Here is an 18,696-nt window from a genome sequence, read left to right as displayed (position 1 = left end):
CCCCCGATAAGAACCGCATGACCGACTCGCTTCCCATCGACGACGCCCTGCCCGCGCTCCGCGCCGCCATCGCCGCGCGGGGCATGGCCGTGCTGCAGGCCCCCCCCGGCGCGGGCAAGACCACCCGCGTCCCGCTCGACCTCCTCGCCTCCGGCCTGATCCAAGGCCGCATCGTCATGCTGGAACCCCGCCGCCTCGCCGCCCGCGCCGCCGCGGAGCGCATGGCCGAAACGCTGGGGGAGGCCGTGGGCGCGACCGTCGGCTACCGCATAAGGGGCGAGGCGAAGGTCAGCCGCGCCACCCGCATCGAAGTCGTCACCGAAGGCATCCTGACGCGGATGATCCAGACCGACCCCTCGCTCGACGGCATCGGCGCGGTGATCTTCGACGAGTTCCACGAACGCTCCCTCAACGCCGATCTCGGCCTCGCCCTCTGCCTCGAGATCCGCGCGGCCTTGCGCGAGGACCTGACCCTCATCGCCATGTCCGCCACACTGGACGCCGCCCCCGTCGCCCGCCTGATGGGCGACGCCCCCCTCGTCACCTCCGAAGGCCGCGCCTTCCCGGTGGAAACCCGCTGGCTGCCCCGCCCGCCCGATACCTCGCTCCGCTACGAAGCCGCCGTGGCCAACCTCATCCGTCAGGCGCTGGAGGAAACGACCGAAGGCGGCATCCTCGTCTTCCTCCCCGGCGAGGGCGAGATCCGCCGCACCGAAGCCGCGCTCGGCCCCCTTACAGCAGGTGTCACCGTCAAACCCCTCTTCGGCGCGATGGACTTCGCCGCTCAGCGCGCGGCGTTGGCCCCGGTCGCGGGGAGGAAGATCGTCCTCGCCACCTCCATCGCCGAAACCTCCCTGACCATCCCCGACATCCGCACCGTGGTGGACGGCGGCCGCGCCCGCCGCGCCCGCTTCGATGCGCCGTCGGGCATGTCGCGCCTGATCACCGAACGCGTGACCAAGGCCGAGGCCGAACAGCGCCGCGGCCGCGCGGGCCGCGTCGCCCCCGGCACCTGCTACCGACTCTGGACGAAGGGAGAGGAAGGCGGCCTCTCCCCCTTCCCGCCCGCCGAGATCGAGGCGGCGGACCTCACCCCCCTCGCCCTCGAACTCGCCCTCTGGGGCTCTGCCGACCTGCCCTTCCTGACGCCCCCGCATCCCGGCGTGCTGGCCGAGGCGCGCAGCTTGCTCGCCGACCTCGGCGCGCTGGACGATGTGGGCCGCATCACCGATCACGGATGCAGGCTGGCGGCCCTACCCCTGCATCCCCGCCTTGGCCACATGCTGGCCATAGCGGGGCCGAAGGCCGCCCCCCTCGCCGCCCTTCTGGCCGAACGCGACCCGCTGCGCGGCGAACCGCCCGACCTTCTGCAACGGCTGAAGGCCATAGACCGCCCGCCGCCACAGGCCCACCGCCCCACCATCGACCGCATCCGGGACGAGGCGAAGCGCCTCGCCCGCGCCATACCTGACGGCGAACGCGACGACCTCTCCCCCGCCCAGATGGCAGCCCTCGCATACCCTGACCGCATCGGCCTGCGCCGCAAGGGCGACGCGCCGCGCTGGGTGCTGTCGGGTGGCAAGGGCGCGGCGATGGCCTCCGGCCTCCCCCTCTCCGGCGCGCGTCTGATCGTGGCGACCGACCTCGACGGCGACCCGCGCGAGGCGCAGGTCCGTCAGGCCGTCGCGATATCCGAGGCCGAACTCCGCGCCCTCTTCGCCCCGCGCATCCGCTGGCAGGACCTCTGCGAATGGTCCCGGCGAGAGGGGCGCGTGCTGGCCCGCCGCCAGGAACGCCTCGGCGCGCTGGTGCTGGACGACCGCACATGGCCCGACGCGCCCGAGGAAGCGGTCGCCCGCGCCGCCCTCGACGGCCTGCGCCAGATCGGCCTGCCCTGGACCGCCTCCGCCCGCCGCTTCCGCGCCCGCGTCATGCTCGCACGCGGCACGGGCGATACCTTCCCCGACATGTCCGACGCCGCGCTGATGGAGATGCTGGACGACTGGCTCCTCCCCCACATGGGCCGCGCCCGCACCGAAGCCGACCTCCGCGCCCTCGACCTGACCGAGACGCTGCGCGCCATGCTCTCATGGGACCAGACCCAGACGCTGGATCGCATCGCGCCGCCGCATTTCGAAACCCCGCTCGGCCGCCGCGTGCCGATCGATTACGAAGGCGAGGCGCCTTCGATCGAAATCCGCCTTCAGGAACTCTTCGGCGTCACCGTACACCCCGTGGTCGGGGCGGACCGCAAACCGCTGCGCATCACGCTGCTGTCACCGGGCCAGCGCCCGGTACAGGTGACGATGGACCTGCCGCGCTTCTGGGCAACTTCCTATGCCGATGTCAGGAAGGACATGCGCGGCCAATATCCCAAGCACCCATGGCCCGAGGACCCGACACAGGCCGAACCCACCCTGCGCGCCAAGCCGCGCGGCACCTGAGCCCACGATTTTTCTGCGAAAAATCGAAAGGGCCCCGCAAGCGGGGCCCCGAATTTTCGCAGAAAATTCGCACTGCCAGACGGCAGCGCCTTACTCAGCGGCGGCGGTCGCGCCGCGCGCTCATCGGCTGGAAGGCCACGCCGACATGGGCCTCGCAATAGGGCTTGCCGGGCAGCGATGGCAGGCCGCAGAACCAGAAATCCTCGGTCGCCGGATCGCCGATGGGCCATTTGCAGGTGCGTTCGGTCAACTCCATCAGCGTGAGCTTGCGCGCCCGCTTTTCGACCTCGCGCACCGAGGCCAGTGCTTCGGGGCTGATCTCGTTGGCGGAAGGCTGCGGCGGCAGGGGCTGGCCTGCGGGGACGATGGCCTTGCGGATGGGCAGGGCGGTGACGTTGGAGGCCGGTGCCGGCGCCGGGGCCGGGCGTTCCGCCGCTACCGGGCGCGCCGCCGGTTCGGGCCGCGTGGCGGCCGGTTCCGGGCGCGGTTCGGACTTGGCCGTGGCGACGGGGGTGTCGTCCTCATCCTCCTTGCCGCCCGCGACGCGGTTCGACAGGCCGAGGCGGTGGACCTTGCCGATCACGGCATTCCGCGTGACGCCGCCCAGTTCCTTGGCGATCTGGCTGGCCGACTGGCCTTCGGCCCACATGCGCTTGAGCGTCTCGACGCGCTCGTCGGTCCAGGACATGGCAACCCCTTTGATGGATCTCTCGCCGCCATTCTAGACGGGACGGCGCGGGATACAAGCGGGGGGCGCGAAGATCAAGCGGGGAAGGCGACCGGGGGGATGTGCCGCTGCGCTTGCCCTGCCTGCGCTTTTCCTCTATGCCCCAGGGCATGAGCGCCCGCACCGCCCCCTTCGCGCTGCCCCGACGCCGACGCTGACGCGCCGGACGCTCCGCCATGCCCGCGCGCGTGGCATCCCCTTCCCAAGTTGACACCCCCCGCCTGCCGCCTTTACGGCTATGGCTTCGCTTCCAAGGACATATCCCATGATCCCGCACGTCCTGCCGACCTACAACCGCGCCCCCATCGCCTTCACCAAGGGCGAGGGCTCATGGCTCACGGCAGAGGACGGGACGCGATACCTCGACCTCGGCGCGGGGATCGCGGTGAACGCGCTGGGGCACGCGCATCCGGCGCTGGTCGCCACGCTGACGGAACAGGCGGGCAAGCTGTGGCATGTGTCGAACCTGTATCGCATCCCCGAACAGGAGCGGCTGGCGGACCTGCTGGTGGAGAACACCTTCGCTGACACGGTCTTCTTCACCAATTCCGGGACGGAAGCCGCGGAACTCGCCATCAAGATGGTCCGCAAGCACTGGTACGAGAAGGGCCAGCCCGAGCGGGTGGAGATCGTCACCTTCGAAGGGTCGTTCCACGGGCGGTCCACCGGTGCCATCTCGGCGGCGGGGTCGGAGAAGATGGTCAAGGGCTTCGGCCCGCTGATGCCCGGCTTCACCCATCTGAAATTCGGCGACCATGACGCGCTGCGGGCGGCGGTGACCGGGAAGACGGCGGCGGTGATGATCGAGCCCATACAGGGCGAGGGTGGCATCCGCACCCTGCCCGATGCCTGCCTGAAAGGCTTGCGCGATCTCTGCGACGCGACCGGGGCGCTGCTGGTCTTCGACGAGGTGCAATGCGGCATGGGGCGGACGGGTAAGCTGTTCGCGCATGAATGGGCGGGCGTGACGCCGGATATCATGATGGTGGCCAAGGGGATCGGCGGGGGCTTCCCGCTGGGGGCCGTGCTGGCGACCGAGGCGGCGGCGGTCGGCATGGTGGCGGGCACGCATGGCTCCACCTATGGCGGCAACCCGCTGGGCTGCGCGGTGGGGGCCAAGGTGGTGGAGATCGTGGCGGACGGTGCCTTCCTCGATGCCGTGGGTGCCAAGGGCGCGCGGTTCCGGCAGGGGCTGGAGGGGCTTGTCGCCTCGCACCCCGAAGTGTTCGAGGGCGTGCGGGGGCAGGGGCTTATGCTGGGGCTCAAGTGCAAGGCCACGAACACCGAAGTGGTCAAGGCCGCCTATGCCGAACACCTGCTGACGGTCCCCGCGGCGGATAACGTGATCCGCCTCCTGCCCGCGCTGAACATCGCGGATGCCGACATCTCCGAGGCGCTGGCGCGGCTGGACCGGGCCGCCGCGCGGGTGAAGGCCGATGCCGCATGAGGGCTACACCTTCCCGCGCCTGACCCGCGCGGAGTATCCGCTGATGCGGGGCTGGCTCGCCCAGCCCCATGTCCGCGCCTGGTGGGGCGACCCGGAGGACGAGATCGCCATGATCGACGAGGATATCGACACGGGACCGACCGACATGCGGCTGGTAGCCCTCGCCGGACAGCCCTTCGCCTATGTGCAGGACTATCCCGCCCATCACTGGCCCATGCCGCATTACGCGGATTTCCCGGACGGCACGCGCGCGGTGGACACCTTCCTCGGCGACCCCGCCTTCCTCGGTCGGGGCCATGCCGCCCGTTACCTGCGCCAGCGCTGCGGCGAACTTCTCGCCGAAGGGGTCACGGCCGTGGTCATCGACCCCAGCCCCGACAACGAACGCGCCGTCCGCGCCTACCGACGAGCGGGCTTCACCCCGCGCGGCCTCGCCACCAACGAAGAAGGCAAGCCCGCGCTGGTGATGCAATACGACCCCACCCCTTCGTCTTGGTGAAAATACCCTCGGGGGTCCGGGGGCAGACAGCCCCCGGGGCCTCCGCCCCAGAGAAACGGAATGACATGAAGCACTTCCTCGACATCCACAAGACCGATGCCGCCGAACTCAGATCCATGATCGACACGGCCCATGCGATGAAAACCGCACGGAACGGCCGCCCGAAGGGTTCGCCGGACGATGACACGCCGCTCAAGGGGCGCATGGTCGCACTGATCTTCGAAAAGCCCTCCACCCGCACCCGCGTCTCCTTCGACGTGGGCGTGCGCCAGATGGGCGGCGAGACGATGGTGCTTTCGGGCAAGGAGATGCAGCTGGGCCATGGCGAGACGATCGCGGATACCGCCCGCGTGCTGTCACGCTATGTCGACCTCATCATGATCCGCACCTTCGAGGAGGCGACGCTGCTCGAGATGGCCGAACATGCCACGGTGCCGGTGATCAACGGCCTGACCAACCGCACCCATCCCTGCCAGATCATGGCCGATGTGATGACCTATGAGGAGCATCGCGGCCCCATCGGCGGGCGCAAGGTGGTGTGGTGCGGCGACGGCAACAACGTCTGCGCCTCCTTCCTGCATGCGGCGGGGCAGTTCGGCTTTGACTTCACCTTCACGGGGCCCGAGACGCTGGACCCGGAAGACAAGTTCGTCCAGTTCGCCCGCGAAAAGGGGTCGAAGGTCACGATCCAGCGCGATCCCTTCACGGCGGTGGAGGGGGCGGATCTGGTGGTGACCGACACATGGGTGTCGATGCACGATCCGGAATCCGCCAAGGAGCGGCGGCACAACCAGCTGCGCCCCTATCAGGTCAACGAACAGCTGATGAGCCGCGCCAAGCCCGACAGCCTGTTCATGCATTGCCTCCCCGCGCATCGGAATGACGAGGCGACGAGCGCGGTGATGGACGGTCCGCATTCGGTGATCTTCGACGAGGCGGAGAACCGGCTGCACGCGCAAAAGGCGATCATGCGCTGGTGTCTGGGGGTTTGAGGGTGGTTTCCGTAGTGGCGGGGTGAACCCCGCCCTACGGCAGCCTTTCCGTCCGCGAAGCGCATTGGTCAGGTCCGGCCCGTGGCACCCGGCCCGGCCTGACGCGCGCGCCCACCGGCGGGGTCCTCGGTTGACACGCCCCCGCCCCCGTCCCACCCTCCGCCCCGACCGACCCAAGGGGAACCACGCCATGCACCACCGCTCCGCCGCCATCTACGACCGCTTCCTAGGCAACCTGTCCAAGCTCCTCACCAAGGCCGAGGCCCATTGCGCGGCCAAGAACATCAAGCCAGAGGCGATGCTGACCTTCCGCCTCTTCCCCGACATGTTCCCATTCATCAAACAGGTGCAGCTTTCCTGCGACTTCGCCGCCCGCGCCTGCGCGCGGCTGGCCGGAGAGGAACCGAAGAGCTTCCCCGACACGGAAACCACCTTCGCCGAATTGCAGGACCGCATCGCCGCCGCGCGCGGCTATATCGCGGGGTTCGACCCTGCGCTGTTCGATGGCGCTGAGACACGCGACATCACCATCAGGATGCGCGGTACCGACGTGAAGATGAAGGGCGAGGTCTTCCTCAACCTCTATTCCCTGCCGCAATTCTACTTCCACATCGCCACCGCCTACAACATCCTGCGCCACAACGGGGTGGAGGTCGGCAAGGGCGACTACATGGGCGGCTGAGCCCGCCTCATTCCGCCGGGCTGGCGGCCCGCCCCACGGGGCGCAGCCCGTCCGCCGCCGCCGTCCGCCCCGCCATCAACGCGACAAAGACGAGGAGCAGCGCCAGCACGCCATAGGTCCAGCGGAAACCCACATGCTCGGCCACGAAGCCGATGCTGGAGGGCGCGACGAGGATGCCGGAATAGCCAAACATCGTGACCGCCGCGATCCCCGCCCCCGGAGCCAACCCCGGATGGTTCCCCGCGGCCGAGAACATGATGGGCACCATGTTCGCCACGCCAAGGCCCGAAAAGGCGAAGCAGGCCACCGCGATGAGGTCCGTGGGCGCCATCGCGCCGCCCAGCATCCCCGCCGCCGCGATCAGCCCGGACCAGCGCAGGGTGCGCACCGCGCCAAAGCGGTTGCGCACGGAATCCCCTGCAAAGCGCATGATCGCCATCGCGCCGGAGAAGAAGGCGAAGGCCAGCCCCGACCGCGCCACGTCCGACCCCAGTTCCTGCTGCAGGTAAAGCGCCGCCCAGTCCAGCACCGCCCCCTCCGGCACCATGGAGAACAGCGCGAGGATGCCCAGAAGCCAGATCGCCGGATCCCGCGGCAAGAGCGCGGTCTTGGGCGCGGCGTCCCCTTCGGCACGCGGCGCGGGGGCATCGGGCAGCACATGCGGCATCGCCACGATGACGAGGATCGCCGCCACCGTCGCCGCCCAGAGCGCCTGCCCCTCGGCCCCCCAATGGGCGATGAGCCAGCCGCCCAGCGCGCCGCCGAAGAAGCCGCCAAGGCTCCAGAACCCGTGCGACGACGACATGATCGCCCGGCCCAGCTTGCGCTCCACCTCCACCGCACTGGCATTCATCGCGACATCCATGCAGCCGATCATCGCCCCCAGAAGCATCATCGCGGGCGTCAGCAGCCAGAGCGAGGGCGAGAAGACGACCGCCGGCAGGACAGGAACGATAGAGAGGGCGAAGGCCCGCAGCACCGCCTGCGAGCCGAAGCGCGCGATCAGGCGCCCCGCGAAGAGCATCGCCCCCACCGCCCCAAGGCCCAGCGCGAGGATGAGCAGGCCCAGCGTGAATTCGCTGATGTCATGGCGCGGCAGCAGGAGCGGGATCTGCGGCGCCCATGCCCCCATGGTGAACCCATTGGCAAGGAACATGGCCGCCACGGCCCAACGGCCCCGGCGCGCGGCTTGGATATCGGTCATGGAAAGCGGCTCCGTAAACGTTACAGATGCCATAGACCTTTGCCGGGACGGGCGGAAGGGGCCTTGGTTGACGTTTCATTTCGGCGCATTTCACCGCGGCGCAGGGAGCACGAATTTTCTGCGAAAATTCCGGGCCCCGCTCGCGGGGCCCAATCGATTTTTCGCAGAAAAATCGCCCCCTTTCGGGCGCTACCCCCTTAGTTCCCGCCCCCCAGCAGGTCCAGCAGCAGCCCCCCGGCCCCCTCGCCCAGTTCCTGATTCAACTGCTCTTCCAGCTTCCGCTTCGCCGCATCCTCGAGGCTCTCGCCCTCCTGCTGCTCCAGCTCCGCCGCCGCCTTCGCCTTCAGGTCATCCTCCAGCGCCTTGGCATCGTCCTTCAGGTTCTCTTGCGCCAGCGCCTCCAGATCCAGCGCAAAGCTCGGCGCGGCCCATGACCCGGTGATCCACAGGGGCACGCCGATGCCCCCCGTCCCATCCGCCCCCGACAGCGCCACGGGCCGGATGCGATATTCCAGATCCCGCGCGCCCAGCCCGATCCGCCCCGCCCCCTCGGCCCGGATCAGGGGCCCCGCCAGCAGCAGGTCGCGGTTGAACAGGTCCCCCCCGTCGATGTCGAAACTCGCCGACAGGCTGTCGAAGACCGTGCTCTGCCCCTCGCCGACATAGCCCGTGTCCAGCCGCAGGATCATCCCCGGAATGTCCAGCCCGAGGATCTCCCCCCGGCCAAGGTTCACCACCCCCGAACCCGACAGGCTGCGCATGATCGCCGCCACCGAATTGCCCGCGCCAAGGAAATCCAGCGTCAGGTCACCAGTCCCGATCAGCCGCTCATAGCCCATCAGGTCCGAAAGCATCGGCTGCAGGCTGATCTCGCGAAAGGCAAGGTCGCCCCCCACCGAAAGGCCCTGCCGCCCGTTCACCACGAATTGCCCCGCCACCGTGCCGCCATAGGCCCCCACATCGGAGAGCGTCACCACCGCCCGCGCGCGGTCCACCGTGACCGAGGCCGCAACCGGGCCAAGCTTCACCGCCCCGAGGTCCAGCGACGCCGCCCGCAGCGACAGTTCCGCATCCATCACCCCCAGCGCCGAGACATCGATGGGCCGGTCCGACCAGCCCGCCGTGGCGACATCGCCCCCGCCCTCGCCCGCACCGCTGCCGCCCGCCACATTCTCGGCGATGGCCAGATCGCCCGTGGCCAGCCGCGCCACCAGTTTCGGCCGCGCCTCCCCCGGCGTCAGGTCCAGATCGCCGGTGATCGCGGTGCCGTCCAGAACGATCCGCCCCTCGCGCAGATGCACCGATCCGGCCCCGGTCAGGGTCACATCCCCCGCAACCGCCACATTCCGCGCCCCGAAGCCCTGCGGCAGGTCGGGCCGGTCCATCCCCAGCAGGGCAGAAACCGCCGCCAGATCCGCCAGATCCGCCTCCAGCCGCCCCTCCGCGCCTGCGGGCATCAGGCCCGCACGCCCCTCGAAGGACATCTCCGCCGCCCCCACCCCGGCCTGCAGCGTGACGGGCGACACGCCCCCTTCATAGGCCGTGCGGAACTCCCCCAGCGAAAGCTCCACCGTCACCGGCTGCCCCGCCGTCTCGGCCGTCAGCGCAACCTCCAGCGGCCCCTCGTAATCGGCCAGCCGCGCCTCGAGGTTCACCCCCGTCAACTGCACCGCCCGGCCCGTCGCATGGTCGATATAGCCGATGCTGCCATCCCGGATCACACCCAGATCCAGCGTGAAGGGCGTATCCGCCCCGGCCATGTCTGCCGTCGCCGTGCCCCCCTGCGCCCCGCCGAAGACCCAGTTGCCCACGCCCTCCTCGCCCTGTTCGATCAGGATCTCGGGCCGCGTCAGTTCCAGCCCCGTGATCCTGACCTCCCCGCCCCAAAGCGCATTGGCATCGATCCCGATCGCCATCGCATCGGCAACCAGCATCGGCCCGTCCTCGGACCATGCGGCATTGGAGATCTCGATCCGCCCCGTCTCCACCCCCAGCACGGGCCAGAGCGTGGGGGTCACCCCCCCCTCGATGGTCAATTGCCGCCCCGTGGCCTTCTCGAACTGCTGCACCGCCAGCGCCGCCACCCGATCCGACGGGATCAGGAGCAACGCCACAGCCCCCAGCACGACCAGCGCCGCCAGCACGCCCAATATCCGCAACAGCCACCGCATCACAGCCCCCAAATCATGCTGACACGCCCGCAGGTTAAGCCCCCGCCCGCCACATGGGCAAGCGCCCGCCCGAGCCTTCGGCGGATCAGTTCACCGCCACGGGCCGCGACCGGAACCGCGCCACCGTCTCGCGCTCGGCCCGCTTGCAGACCATGGGCGGCAGGCCCCGCTCCAGCAGCGAAAGATCCTCCAGCACCATCTCGCCCATCCGCTTGAAGGCCACGTCCAGCGCCCCGGCCCGATGCGCCGACAACAGGAAACCGGGAATGGACCGCACCGGATGATCGCCGGGCAAGGGCTCCTCCGGAAACACGTCCGACGCGGCAAGGATATGCCCCTCGCGCACCGCCGCCATCAGCGCCCCGAAATCCACCACATCCGCCCGCGACAAAAGCAGGAACAGCGCGCCCTTCCGCATCGCCGCGAATTCGGCAGCCCCGAGGAAGCCGCGATTCTCGCTCGTCACCGCCGCCGTGCAGAAGACGACGTCGGATTGCGCCATCACCTCCTCCAGCCCGCAGGGTAGGGCCCCCGCCGCCCGGATGCGCGAGGGCGGCAACCACGGATCGAAGACCCGAAGCCGGGGCCGGAACCCCTCCAGCACCTGCGCGCAGGCCCGTCCCAGATCGCCAAAGCCAAGGATGCCCACCTCCGCCCCGGTCAGAAGCCACGCCATCCCGTTCCCCTCGCCACCCCAAAGCTCGCGCCCCGCCCGGAAATCGGCATCCGCCCCGTGGATGTTGCGCAGAAGCGAAAGGGCGAACCCCAGCCCGATCTCGGCCACCGGCTGGGCAAAGACCGCCCCGGTGGTCACGACATGGATGCCGCGCTGGAACACCTCGTCATAGGGCATGTTGTTCAGGAGGTTCGATTCGACGTTGAAGATGCAGCGCAGGGAAGACAGCCGCGCCAGCGTGGCCGCATCCAGCGGCGGCTGACCTATGATATAGCGCGCCTCGCCAAGCACTGCATCGGGCAGGCCCGGCAACCCCTCATCCGTCGTCTCGACGATGCGGAAGCGGGCGCGCAACTCGGCCAGACGATCCTCGGCGAAGATCAAAGGCAGGCTGCGCGGCAGCGGGCAGGACAGGATCAGCGGACGGGTGTCGGTCATCGGAAGGTCTCCTCTCGCCCGGCAGGCTATGCCGCCCCCCGCGCCGGGGCAAGCGGCCCCCCCGGCCCCCGCCGGTGATCCGAATGCGCGTGTTCCACGCAAGCCTTTTCTCTCGCCTCCCGCGCGTGCCGCGCGTCCGGCTCGGCGTTCAGGGGGCTTTCCGCCCCCTCTTGGCCCGCTGCGCGTGCCAATTCACCCCCGAGGGTATTTTCGCCCGGTCCGAAGGGCATACCGCTTCGTCTCGGCCCAAATACCCCGGGGGTCCGGGGGGGACCCCCGGCTTCCGAGCCGGACGCGCGGCACGCGAGGGAGGCGAGACAAAAGACCCGCGGCGGCACGCCGCTCCGCCGGATCACCGCCCTTCACGAAGCGCGGCCTTTGCGCTATGGGCGGGCGCATGACCCAGAACCCGCCGAACCTCCGCCCCGACCTTGCCCGCGCCTCCGTTCCCGACGAACGCCGCGCGGGGCAGCCCACCATCGGCATGGTCTCCCTCGGCTGCCCCAAGGCGCTGGTCGACAGCGAGCGCATCCTCACCCGCCTGCGCGCCGAAGGCTACGCGATCTCCCCCGATTACGCGGGCGCGGACGCCGTCATCGTCAACACCTGCGGTTTCCTCGACAGCGCCCGCGCCGAAAGCCTCGACGCCATCGGCGAGGCGCTGAAGGAAAACGGCCGCGTCATCGTCACCGGCTGCCTCGGCGCGGAGCCCGATTACATCACCGGCGCGCATCCCAAGGTGCTGGCCGTCACCGGACCGCACCAATACGAACAGGTGCTGGACGCCGTCCACGGGGCCGTGCCGCCGAAACCCGATCCTTTCATCGACCTGCTGCCCGCGAGCGGCGTGAAACTCACCCCGCGCCATTACAGCTATCTGAAGATTTCCGAAGGCTGCAACCACAAGTGCAAGTTCTGCATCATCCCCGACATGCGCGGCAAACTCGTCAGCCGCCCCGCCAACGCCATCCTGCGCGAGGCGGAGAAGCTGGTCGAGGCGGGGGTGCGCGAACTCCTCGTGATCTCTCAGGACACCTCCGCCTATGGCGTCGACCGCAAGCATGACGAGAGCCCCTGGAAGGACCGCGCCGTCCGCGCCCATATCACCGACCTCGCGCGCGAGATGGGGCAACTCGGCGCATGGGTGCGCCTGCACTATGTCTACCCCTACCCCCATGTCCGCGACCTGATCCCGCTGATGGCGGAAGGGCTGATCCTTCCCTATCTCGACATCCCCTTCCAGCACGCGCACCCCGACACGCTCAAACGCATGGCCCGCCCCGCCGCCGCCGCCCGCACGCTGGACGAGATCGCGGCTTGGCGCGCCACCTGCCCCGACATCACGCTGCGCTCCACCTTCATCGTGGGCTATCCCGGCGAGACGGAGCAGGAATTCCAGACGCTCCTCGACTGGCTGGACGAGGCGCAACTCGACCGCGTCGGCTGCTTCAAATACGAAAACGTCCCCGGCGCCCGCTCCAACGCCCTGCCCGACCACGTCCCGGAGGAGGTGAAGCAGGACCGCTGGGAACGCTTCATGGAGAAGGCGCAAGCCATCTCCGCCGCCAAACTCGCCGCCAAGGTCGGCCGGACGATGCAGGTCATCGTGGACGAGGTCGACGCCGAAGGCGCCACCTGCCGCACCAAGGCCGACGCGCCCGAAATCGACGGCAACCTCTTCATCGACGAGGATTTCGACACCCTCTCCCCCGGCGACATCGTCACGGTCGAGGTGGAGGAGGCGGGCGAATACGACCTCTGGGGACGTCGGGTCTGACCGCTTGACCGCAGCGCAGCGCGCCGCACATCCTGCAGGCCCACAGCCAGCAGGAGCCAGCCCCATGACCGACGTCCCCAAGATCGCCCAGAAAGCCCCCTACCCGGTCGAGGTGGAGGCGGGCAAAAGCTATTTCTGGTGCGCCTGCGGGCAGTCCAAGAACCAGCCCTTCTGCGACGGCAGCCACAAGGGGACATCCTTCACCCCGGTGAAGGTGACGGCGGAGGAAGGCAAGAAGCTCTTCTTCTGCGGCTGCAAGGCATCGGCGAAGGCCCCCTTCTGCGACGGCACCCACTCGAAGCTCTGATGTCGCACCCGGCTTGGCGCGGGGCGTCCCGCGCCTAGCTTCCGGGACATGACCGACGAGACCCGCATCCTCTACAACGACACCTGCCCCGTCTGCCGGTTCGAGATCGACCACTACCGCGCCGCCGCCACCCGCGACGGCGCGCCTTTGCGGTTCGACCGGCTGGAAGACGCCGCCTGCTGGGGCCTGACGCCGGATCAGGCCGCCCGCCGCCTGCATGTGCTGCGCGGTGGAGAACTCCTGTCGGGGCTGGAGGCCTTCCGCGCCATCTGGGCAACCTTGCCCCGCTGGCGCTGGCTCTCCCGCCTGACGGGCCTGCCCGTCATCCGTCCGGTCGCGACGCTGCTCTACGACCGCATCGCCGCGCCCCTGCTCTACCGCGCGCATCTGCGCAGGCAGGCCAAAGCCGGGGCAACCCCGCCCCGGGCCTGACCCGGAGCCTCCACTTTGCGCCGGACGCGATGGGAGGGGGTTCGTGCCGAAGCAGTCTTGAGGCCCCGGGTCAGGCCCGGGCCGCAGCGTCCCTCGTTCCCGCAGAACGATCATCCTGCGACCGGATCGCCCCTCCCAAGACGCGCACCTGCGCATGCAGGGGCGGAAGGCGAAGGCCGACGCCGCTTGCATCCCGTGCCCCACGCAGGAAACGGCCCCCCACCCGGAATTTGTGCCAAATTCCGACGCGATTTCTGCGTCAGAAATCGCCTAGCCGATCAGGATCACCAGCCACGCCACCCCGCCCGCGATGGCCGTCACCGCCACCACCGCCGACCCCGCATCCTTCGCCCGTTTCGCCCGCGGGTCGATCTCCTCGGAGATGTAATCCACCACCTCCTCGATGGCCGTGTTCATCAACTCCGCCGCCAGCAGCAGCAATCCCAGCGCAAGGATCAGCGCCCGCTCCCCCGGCGTCATCTCCACCGCAAAGGCCGCCCCGGCCGAGATCACGTTCACCACCGCCCATTGCCGCAGCGACTTCTCCCGCACCCAGGCCGCGCACCAGCCTTCCCACGACCATTTCGTCGTATTCCCGATCCGCCGCAGCTCGGCCTTCAACCACCCGATCATGCCGACACCCCCTGCCCTTGCGTCAAGGCTTACCCCGCCCGGCCCAAGTCGTCGAGATAGGCCCGCACGCAGGTCACCACATGGGCAAAGCGGTCGCCCCCCAGATGCACCCCGCCATACCAGCGCGTGACCACCACCACATGGTCCCGCAACTCCGCCCGCTCCAGCATCTTCAGGATCACCGCCCCGGCGCCCGACTCCCCGTCGTCGCCCTTCACCGCGCCCCCCTCCGTCAGCACGGCAGCCCATGTGTTATGCGTGGCCTTGGCATAGCGCTTCTCGCGCTTCAACTCGGCCAGAAAGGCCTCCACCCCGGCGCGGCCCGCGACAGGCCCGCCCGATACGGCATAGCGCGACCCCCGGTCGCGCAGGATCTCGCCCAGCTTCCTCATGGGGCGCGACCCTGTCACGCCCCGCCCGCCACCTCAAGCCTCGGCAAAGCCCTCAGCGCGCGACCAGCGCCTCGATCCCCGCCTTGTTCGGGCAAAAGGCGGGCAGCGCCTCGGCCTTCACCGTCCGCGCCAGCCAGCGCGTGCAATCCTCCGACCGGTCGCAGGCCTGACAGCGGTCCACCAGTTCGGCCAGTTCCGTCCGAGCAAGCCAGCCCTCCACGACCGCATCCGTCAGGTTCACCCCGATCACGCGCCCCATGCCCCGCGTCAGGCCCCAAGCCTTGGGTGCCTCCACATATCCCATCATCGCCGCATCCTTCCATGTCCGCGCAAGGGGCAATGTGCCTGCGGCGGACCCGCGACGCATTGACGCAAATCAACCCGGATCAATAGCCGCGCAGCCGCGCCACCACCGCCGCCACCTGCGCCTTGCGCTGCGCATTGGGCGGGTGGCTGCCAAGGAACTGGTCGCCGGGATCGGGCAGCCGGTCAAAGAACCCTGCCCCCAGCACCGGATCATAGCCCGCGTAATAGGCGATCTCCGCGCCCAGCGCATCCGCCTCCAATTCGAAGGCGCGCGAATAGCGCCGCGCCCCCACCGTGGCCCCCATCCGCTGCGCCGATTGCACCACGCCCGGATCGGCCCCCGTCGCCTGCGCAAGGATGCCCGCCATCACCGCCCCCGCCATCGCCGTCTGCTGGCTTTGCGGGATATGGCCAAGGATGTGGTGGCTCGCCTCATGCCCAAGGACGAAGGCGATCTCGTCGGGGTTCCGCGCATCGGCAATCAGCGCGAGGTTGAAGCCAAGGATCGGCCGCCCCGTCCCGTCCAGCGTCTGGAAGGCATTCGGCCCCTGCCCCGGCCGGTCGTCGATGACGATCTGGAAATCGCAATTCACCCCCCGCGTGCGGGCAAGGCAGATCTCCTCGGCCATCGGCTCCAGCCGGCTGACCACGCGAATGAAATTGTCCGCCGCCTGCCGCGGAGCCAGAGGCGCCGGCACCGCCGCCGCTGCGGGCTGCACGGGCGGCACACCCATCGGTGCGCCCGTCTCATAGGTCGGCACGCAGGCCGAAAGCCCCGCCACCGCCAGCACAAGTCCAAGGATTGCCCGCATCTTTCCTGCCCGTCCGCCCCGCCCCCGCCCTGCGGGCAGGGGGCTGCAAATCTCTTTCCCTCCAATCTAGCAAAGCACGCGCCACGGACCAGCCCCCGCCCGCGCCTTCACGCCCATGTCAGCGTTCCCCCGCCGCCCCCCCGCCGCCTTCCCCGATTTCCCCATTGCGCCCCCGCCCCCGCACGGGCTAGCCTTCCCCCATGTTCACCATCGAGCACGATTTCGACGCCACCGTGATCACCCTCATCGACGAGGGGCATGAGGGGCTGATGGAAGACATCACCATCCTCGCCTTCGACGATTGCGTGACGCTGGAACAACTCGACCCGATGACCGAGGAACCCGTCCGCATTACCCTGTCGATGACGCAGCTGCGCGACCTCGCCGCCGCGCTGAACCTGCCCGAAGGCAGCTACCGCATCGAAGGCAAGCCCGCCAAGGGCTGACCGCGCCCCGATCCCAGCCCCGGCCCGCCCCCGATCCCACCCGTCCCGGGCCTGACCCGGGACCTCCCGCACCACAGCGCCCGCCGGCCCGAACAGCGCCGCCCCTCCAGACGCCCCACCCCGGGCCAACCGCCCCTCACTCCAGCCGGAACCGCTTCTCCCGCGACGTGGCCCCGCGCACCAGCACCAGCCGCCCCTTCGCCACCCCCAGCGCATGGGCCAGAACCTCCGCCACCGCCGCATTGGCGCGGCCATCCTCCGGCGGCGCGCCCACCGCGATGCGCCAGACACCCCCTTCCAGCACGCAAGAGGCCACCCTTGCGCGCGGCGTCACCCTGACCGCGAATTCCGCCCCCGACACCGCCAGCGCCGCCTGTTCGCCCTTCCGCATCCTCGACCCTCTGGCCTTCCCGCCGCCCTACGCCTAACCTCCCCAAACCGACAAGAGGGCGCAACCCATGACCACCGGCTTCTATTCCGACGAACGCTGCTTCTGGCACCATGGCGGCCATTACGCCCTGACCCTTCCGGTCGGCGGCCCGATGGGCGGCCTCGTCCAGCCCGGCGCGGGCCTGCCCGAAAACCCCGAAACCAAACGCCGTCTGAAGAACCTGCTCGAGGTGACGGGCCTCCTCGCCACCCTCTCCACCCGCGGCGCAGAGCCCGCCACCCGCGACGACCTGCTCCGCGTCCATCCCGCCAGCTATATCGACCGCTTCAAGGCCCTGTCCGATGCCGAAGGCGGCGAACTCGGCCCCCGCGCGCCCTTCGGCAAGGGCGGCTATGACATCGCCACCCTCTCGGCAGGCCTCGCCAAACAGGCATTGCTGGACGTGCTGAATGGCAGCGTCACCAATGCCTATGCCCTCTCCCGCCCGCCCGGCCACCATTGCCTGCCCGACCGCCCCAACGGCTTCTGCCTGCTCGCCAACATCGCCATCGCCATCCGCGCCGCACAGGCCGAAACCCCCGCGCGACGCTTCGCCGTCATCGACTGGGACGTCCACCACGGCAACGGGACCGAGGCGATCTTCCTCGACGATCCCGAAATCCTCACCATCTCCCTGCATCAGGACCGCAACTATCCCACCGATACCGGCGGGGCCGAGGTCCGGGGAACCGGCGCCGCCCATGGCACCAATCTCAACATCCCCCTCCCCCCCGGCACCGGCCACAAGGGCTATATCGAGGCCTTCACCCGCCTCGTCCTCCCCGCGCTGCACGCCCACCAACCCGACGCGATCCTCATCGCCTGCGGCTTCGACGCCGCCGCGCTCGATCCGCTGGGGCGCATGCTCGCCACGGCCGAAACCTTCCGCGCCCTCACCCGCCTGACGCGCGAGGCCGCCGAAATGCTCTGCGCGGGCCGCCTCCTCGCCGTCCACGAAGGCGGCTACTCCGAGGCCTATGTCCCCTTCTGCGGCCATGCCGTCATCGCCGAACTGGCGCAAAGCCCCATCGACGCCCCCGATCCGCTGGCCGCCACCCTGAATGCCCGCCAGCCCGACGCCCGCTTCGACGCCTTCCTCTCCGCATGGATCGACGATCTGGAAACCCTCTTCACGACCGCCTGATGCCACAAGACCCCCCTTGCCCCTTCATCCCGGCCCAAATACCCAATGAACCCGAGCCGGATGCGCGGCACGCGCGCAGGCGAAACGAAAGCAATGCGGGCCCCTCGGCCCGCTCCGCCAGAAACCCCACCTTACCGCCCCGCGCCAAGGCCGGGGGAAAAGGCACCCGCAGATGACACAGGACGCGTTCACCTTCCTCGCCACCCGGCAATCCTACCCTTCCAAGGCAATGCAGGGCCCCGCCCCCGACCGCGCCGCGCTGGAACCCATCCTGCGCGCCGCCCTGCGCGTGCCCGATCACGGCAACCTGCAGCCATGGCGGCTGGTCGTGGGTTACCGCCCCGCCCTCGCCCGCTGGGCCGATCTCGGCGAGGCGCGGGCCCGCGAATTGGGCGACGATCCCCTGCGGATCGAAAAAGGGCGCGGCCAGTTCGACCGCTCGCATTGCGCCATCGTGGTGATCGCCGCGCCGAAACCGGCCGAAAAGGTGCCCGAAATCGAACAGACCCTCTCCGCCGGCGCGCTCTGCGCGGGCCTCGTGAACGCCGCCACCGCCGCCGGATGGGGCGCGCAATGGCTGACCGGATGGGTCAGCCATGACCGCCCCTTCATCACCCGCGCCTTCGGCTGCGCCCCGCAGGAATGGGTCGCGGGCATCATCCATATCGGCACCCGCGCCGCCCCCGCCCCCGACCGCCCGCGCCCCGACCCCGCCCAAACCGTGACATGGGCCTGAG

20 protein-coding genes are annotated in these 18,696 nt (G+C 69.7%); 11 read left to right on the top strand and 9 right to left on the bottom strand.

Annotated features, from left to right (window positions below; all coding sequences use genetic code 11):
• Nucleotides 1-17 precede the first annotated feature (17 nt).
• Nucleotides 18-2,444: an ATP-dependent helicase HrpB gene (gene hrpB, locus TabM4_RS04960; RefSeq protein WP_434619293.1), complete on the top strand. Its 2,427-nt coding sequence runs from the start codon at nt 18-20 to the stop codon at nt 2,442-2,444.
• 94 nt (nt 2,445-2,538) lie between these two features.
• Here hrpB and TabM4_RS04955 read toward each other — a convergent pair whose 3' ends face one another.
• A complete protein-coding gene (locus tag TabM4_RS04955; RefSeq protein WP_434619290.1) occupies nt 2,539-3,132 on the bottom strand; it encodes a GcrA family cell cycle regulator in 594 nt (197 codons plus the stop codon).
• Between the two features lie 304 nt (nt 3,133-3,436).
• Between TabM4_RS04955 and TabM4_RS04950 the strand changes: the two genes are divergently transcribed.
• The 4 genes from TabM4_RS04950 to TabM4_RS04935 all read left to right on the top strand — a co-directional run bounded on the left by TabM4_RS04950 (nt 3,437) and on the right by TabM4_RS04935 (nt 6,791).
• On the top strand, nt 3,437-4,618 hold the full coding sequence (locus TabM4_RS04950; protein WP_434619287.1) for an aspartate aminotransferase family protein: 1,182 nt from the start codon (nt 3,437-3,439) through the stop codon (nt 4,616-4,618).
• On the top strand, nt 4,608-5,117 hold the full coding sequence (locus TabM4_RS04945; RefSeq protein WP_434619284.1) for a GNAT family N-acetyltransferase: 510 nt from the start codon (nt 4,608-4,610) through the stop codon (nt 5,115-5,117). Before TabM4_RS04950 ends, TabM4_RS04945 begins: the two co-directional genes overlap by 11 nt.
• A 65-nt stretch (nt 5,118-5,182) precedes the next feature.
• On the top strand, nt 5,183-6,109 hold the full coding sequence (argF, locus tag TabM4_RS04940; protein ID WP_434619281.1) for an ornithine carbamoyltransferase: 927 nt from the start codon (nt 5,183-5,185) through the stop codon (nt 6,107-6,109).
• A gap of 190 nt (nt 6,110-6,299) precedes the next feature.
• The gene (locus TabM4_RS04935) at nt 6,300-6,791 is read left to right on the top strand and encodes a DUF1993 domain-containing protein (RefSeq protein WP_434619278.1); all 492 of its coding nucleotides are present in this window, start codon (nt 6,300-6,302) and stop codon (nt 6,789-6,791) included.
• Between the two features lie 7 nt (nt 6,792-6,798).
• On the opposite strand, the gene TabM4_RS04930 is transcribed toward TabM4_RS04935, so the two are convergent.
• The 3 genes from TabM4_RS04930 to TabM4_RS04920 all read right to left on the bottom strand — a co-directional run bounded on the left by TabM4_RS04930 (nt 6,799) and on the right by TabM4_RS04920 (nt 11,280).
• A complete protein-coding gene (locus TabM4_RS04930) occupies nt 6,799-7,995 on the bottom strand; it encodes an MFS transporter (RefSeq protein WP_434619275.1) in 1,197 nt (398 codons plus the stop codon).
• A gap of 197 nt (nt 7,996-8,192) precedes the next feature.
• The gene (locus TabM4_RS04925) at nt 8,193-10,166 is read right to left on the bottom strand and encodes an AsmA family protein (protein WP_434619272.1); all 1,974 of its coding nucleotides are present in this window, start codon (nt 10,164-10,166) and stop codon (nt 8,193-8,195) included.
• An 85-nt stretch (nt 10,167-10,251) separates the two neighbouring features.
• Nucleotides 10,252-11,280, bottom strand: coding sequence for a hydroxyacid dehydrogenase (locus tag TabM4_RS04920; protein ID WP_434619269.1), 1,029 nt, complete (start codon nt 11,278-11,280; stop codon nt 10,252-10,254).
• 397 nt (nt 11,281-11,677) lie between these two features.
• Between TabM4_RS04920 and rimO the strand changes: the two genes are divergently transcribed.
• The 3 genes from rimO (at nt 11,678) to TabM4_RS04905 (ending at nt 13,796) form a co-directional block, all read left to right on the top strand.
• Entirely contained in the window at nt 11,678-13,057 is a 1,380-nt protein-coding gene (gene rimO, locus TabM4_RS04915) for a 30S ribosomal protein S12 methylthiotransferase RimO (RefSeq protein WP_434619266.1), read from the top strand.
• Nucleotides 13,058-13,121: 64 nt separating this feature from the next.
• Complete coding sequence (locus TabM4_RS04910) at nt 13,122-13,364, top strand: CDGSH iron-sulfur domain-containing protein (RefSeq protein WP_434619263.1); 243 nt, start codon at nt 13,122-13,124, stop codon at nt 13,362-13,364.
• Nucleotides 13,365-13,412: 48 nt separating this feature from the next.
• Nucleotides 13,413-13,796: a thiol-disulfide oxidoreductase DCC family protein gene (locus TabM4_RS04905; protein WP_434619260.1), complete on the top strand. Its 384-nt coding sequence runs from the start codon at nt 13,413-13,415 to the stop codon at nt 13,794-13,796.
• A gap of 270 nt (nt 13,797-14,066) precedes the next feature.
• Here TabM4_RS04905 and TabM4_RS04900 read toward each other — a convergent pair whose 3' ends face one another.
• The 4 genes from TabM4_RS04900 to TabM4_RS04885 all read right to left on the bottom strand — a co-directional run bounded on the left by TabM4_RS04900 (nt 14,067) and on the right by TabM4_RS04885 (nt 15,939).
• Nucleotides 14,067-14,429: a diacylglycerol kinase gene (locus TabM4_RS04900; RefSeq protein ID WP_434619257.1), complete on the bottom strand. Its 363-nt coding sequence runs from the start codon at nt 14,427-14,429 to the stop codon at nt 14,067-14,069.
• Nucleotides 14,430-14,458: 29 nt separating this feature from the next.
• The gene (locus TabM4_RS04895; RefSeq protein ID WP_434619254.1) at nt 14,459-14,821 is read right to left on the bottom strand and encodes a YigZ family protein; all 363 of its coding nucleotides are present in this window, start codon (nt 14,819-14,821) and stop codon (nt 14,459-14,461) included.
• 52 nt (nt 14,822-14,873) lie between these two features.
• Nucleotides 14,874-15,128, bottom strand: a complete 255-nt coding sequence (locus TabM4_RS04890; protein ID WP_434619251.1) for a DUF6455 family protein — start codon at nt 15,126-15,128, stop codon at nt 14,874-14,876.
• A gap of 79 nt (nt 15,129-15,207) precedes the next feature.
• Nucleotides 15,208-15,939, bottom strand: a complete 732-nt coding sequence (locus tag TabM4_RS04885; RefSeq protein ID WP_434619248.1) for a M48 family metallopeptidase — start codon at nt 15,937-15,939, stop codon at nt 15,208-15,210.
• 200 nt (nt 15,940-16,139) lie between these two features.
• Here TabM4_RS04885 and TabM4_RS04880 point away from each other — a divergent pair, with 200 nt between their 5' ends.
• A complete protein-coding gene (locus TabM4_RS04880) occupies nt 16,140-16,385 on the top strand; it encodes a hypothetical protein (protein ID WP_434619246.1) in 246 nt (81 codons plus the stop codon).
• Nucleotides 16,386-16,521: 136 nt separating this feature from the next.
• Here TabM4_RS04880 and TabM4_RS04875 read toward each other — a convergent pair whose 3' ends face one another.
• Nucleotides 16,522-16,776, bottom strand: a complete 255-nt coding sequence (locus TabM4_RS04875) for a DUF167 domain-containing protein (protein WP_434619243.1) — start codon at nt 16,774-16,776, stop codon at nt 16,522-16,524.
• 67 nt (nt 16,777-16,843) lie between these two features.
• Between TabM4_RS04875 and TabM4_RS04870 the strand changes: the two genes are divergently transcribed.
• Nucleotides 16,844-17,959, top strand: coding sequence for a class II histone deacetylase (locus TabM4_RS04870; RefSeq protein ID WP_434619240.1), 1,116 nt, complete (start codon nt 16,844-16,846; stop codon nt 17,957-17,959).
• Between the two features lie 172 nt (nt 17,960-18,131).
• Complete coding sequence (locus tag TabM4_RS04865) at nt 18,132-18,695, top strand: nitroreductase family protein (protein WP_434619237.1); 564 nt, start codon at nt 18,132-18,134, stop codon at nt 18,693-18,695.
• Nucleotide 18,696 lies beyond the last annotated feature (1 nt).

The sequence above is a fragment of the Tabrizicola sp. M-4 genome (assembly GCF_051132405.1).
In the GTDB taxonomy this organism is placed as follows: Bacteria; Pseudomonadota; Alphaproteobacteria; order Rhodobacterales; family Rhodobacteraceae; genus Paragemmobacter.
This window is presented reverse-complemented; position numbering and strand designations above follow the sequence as displayed.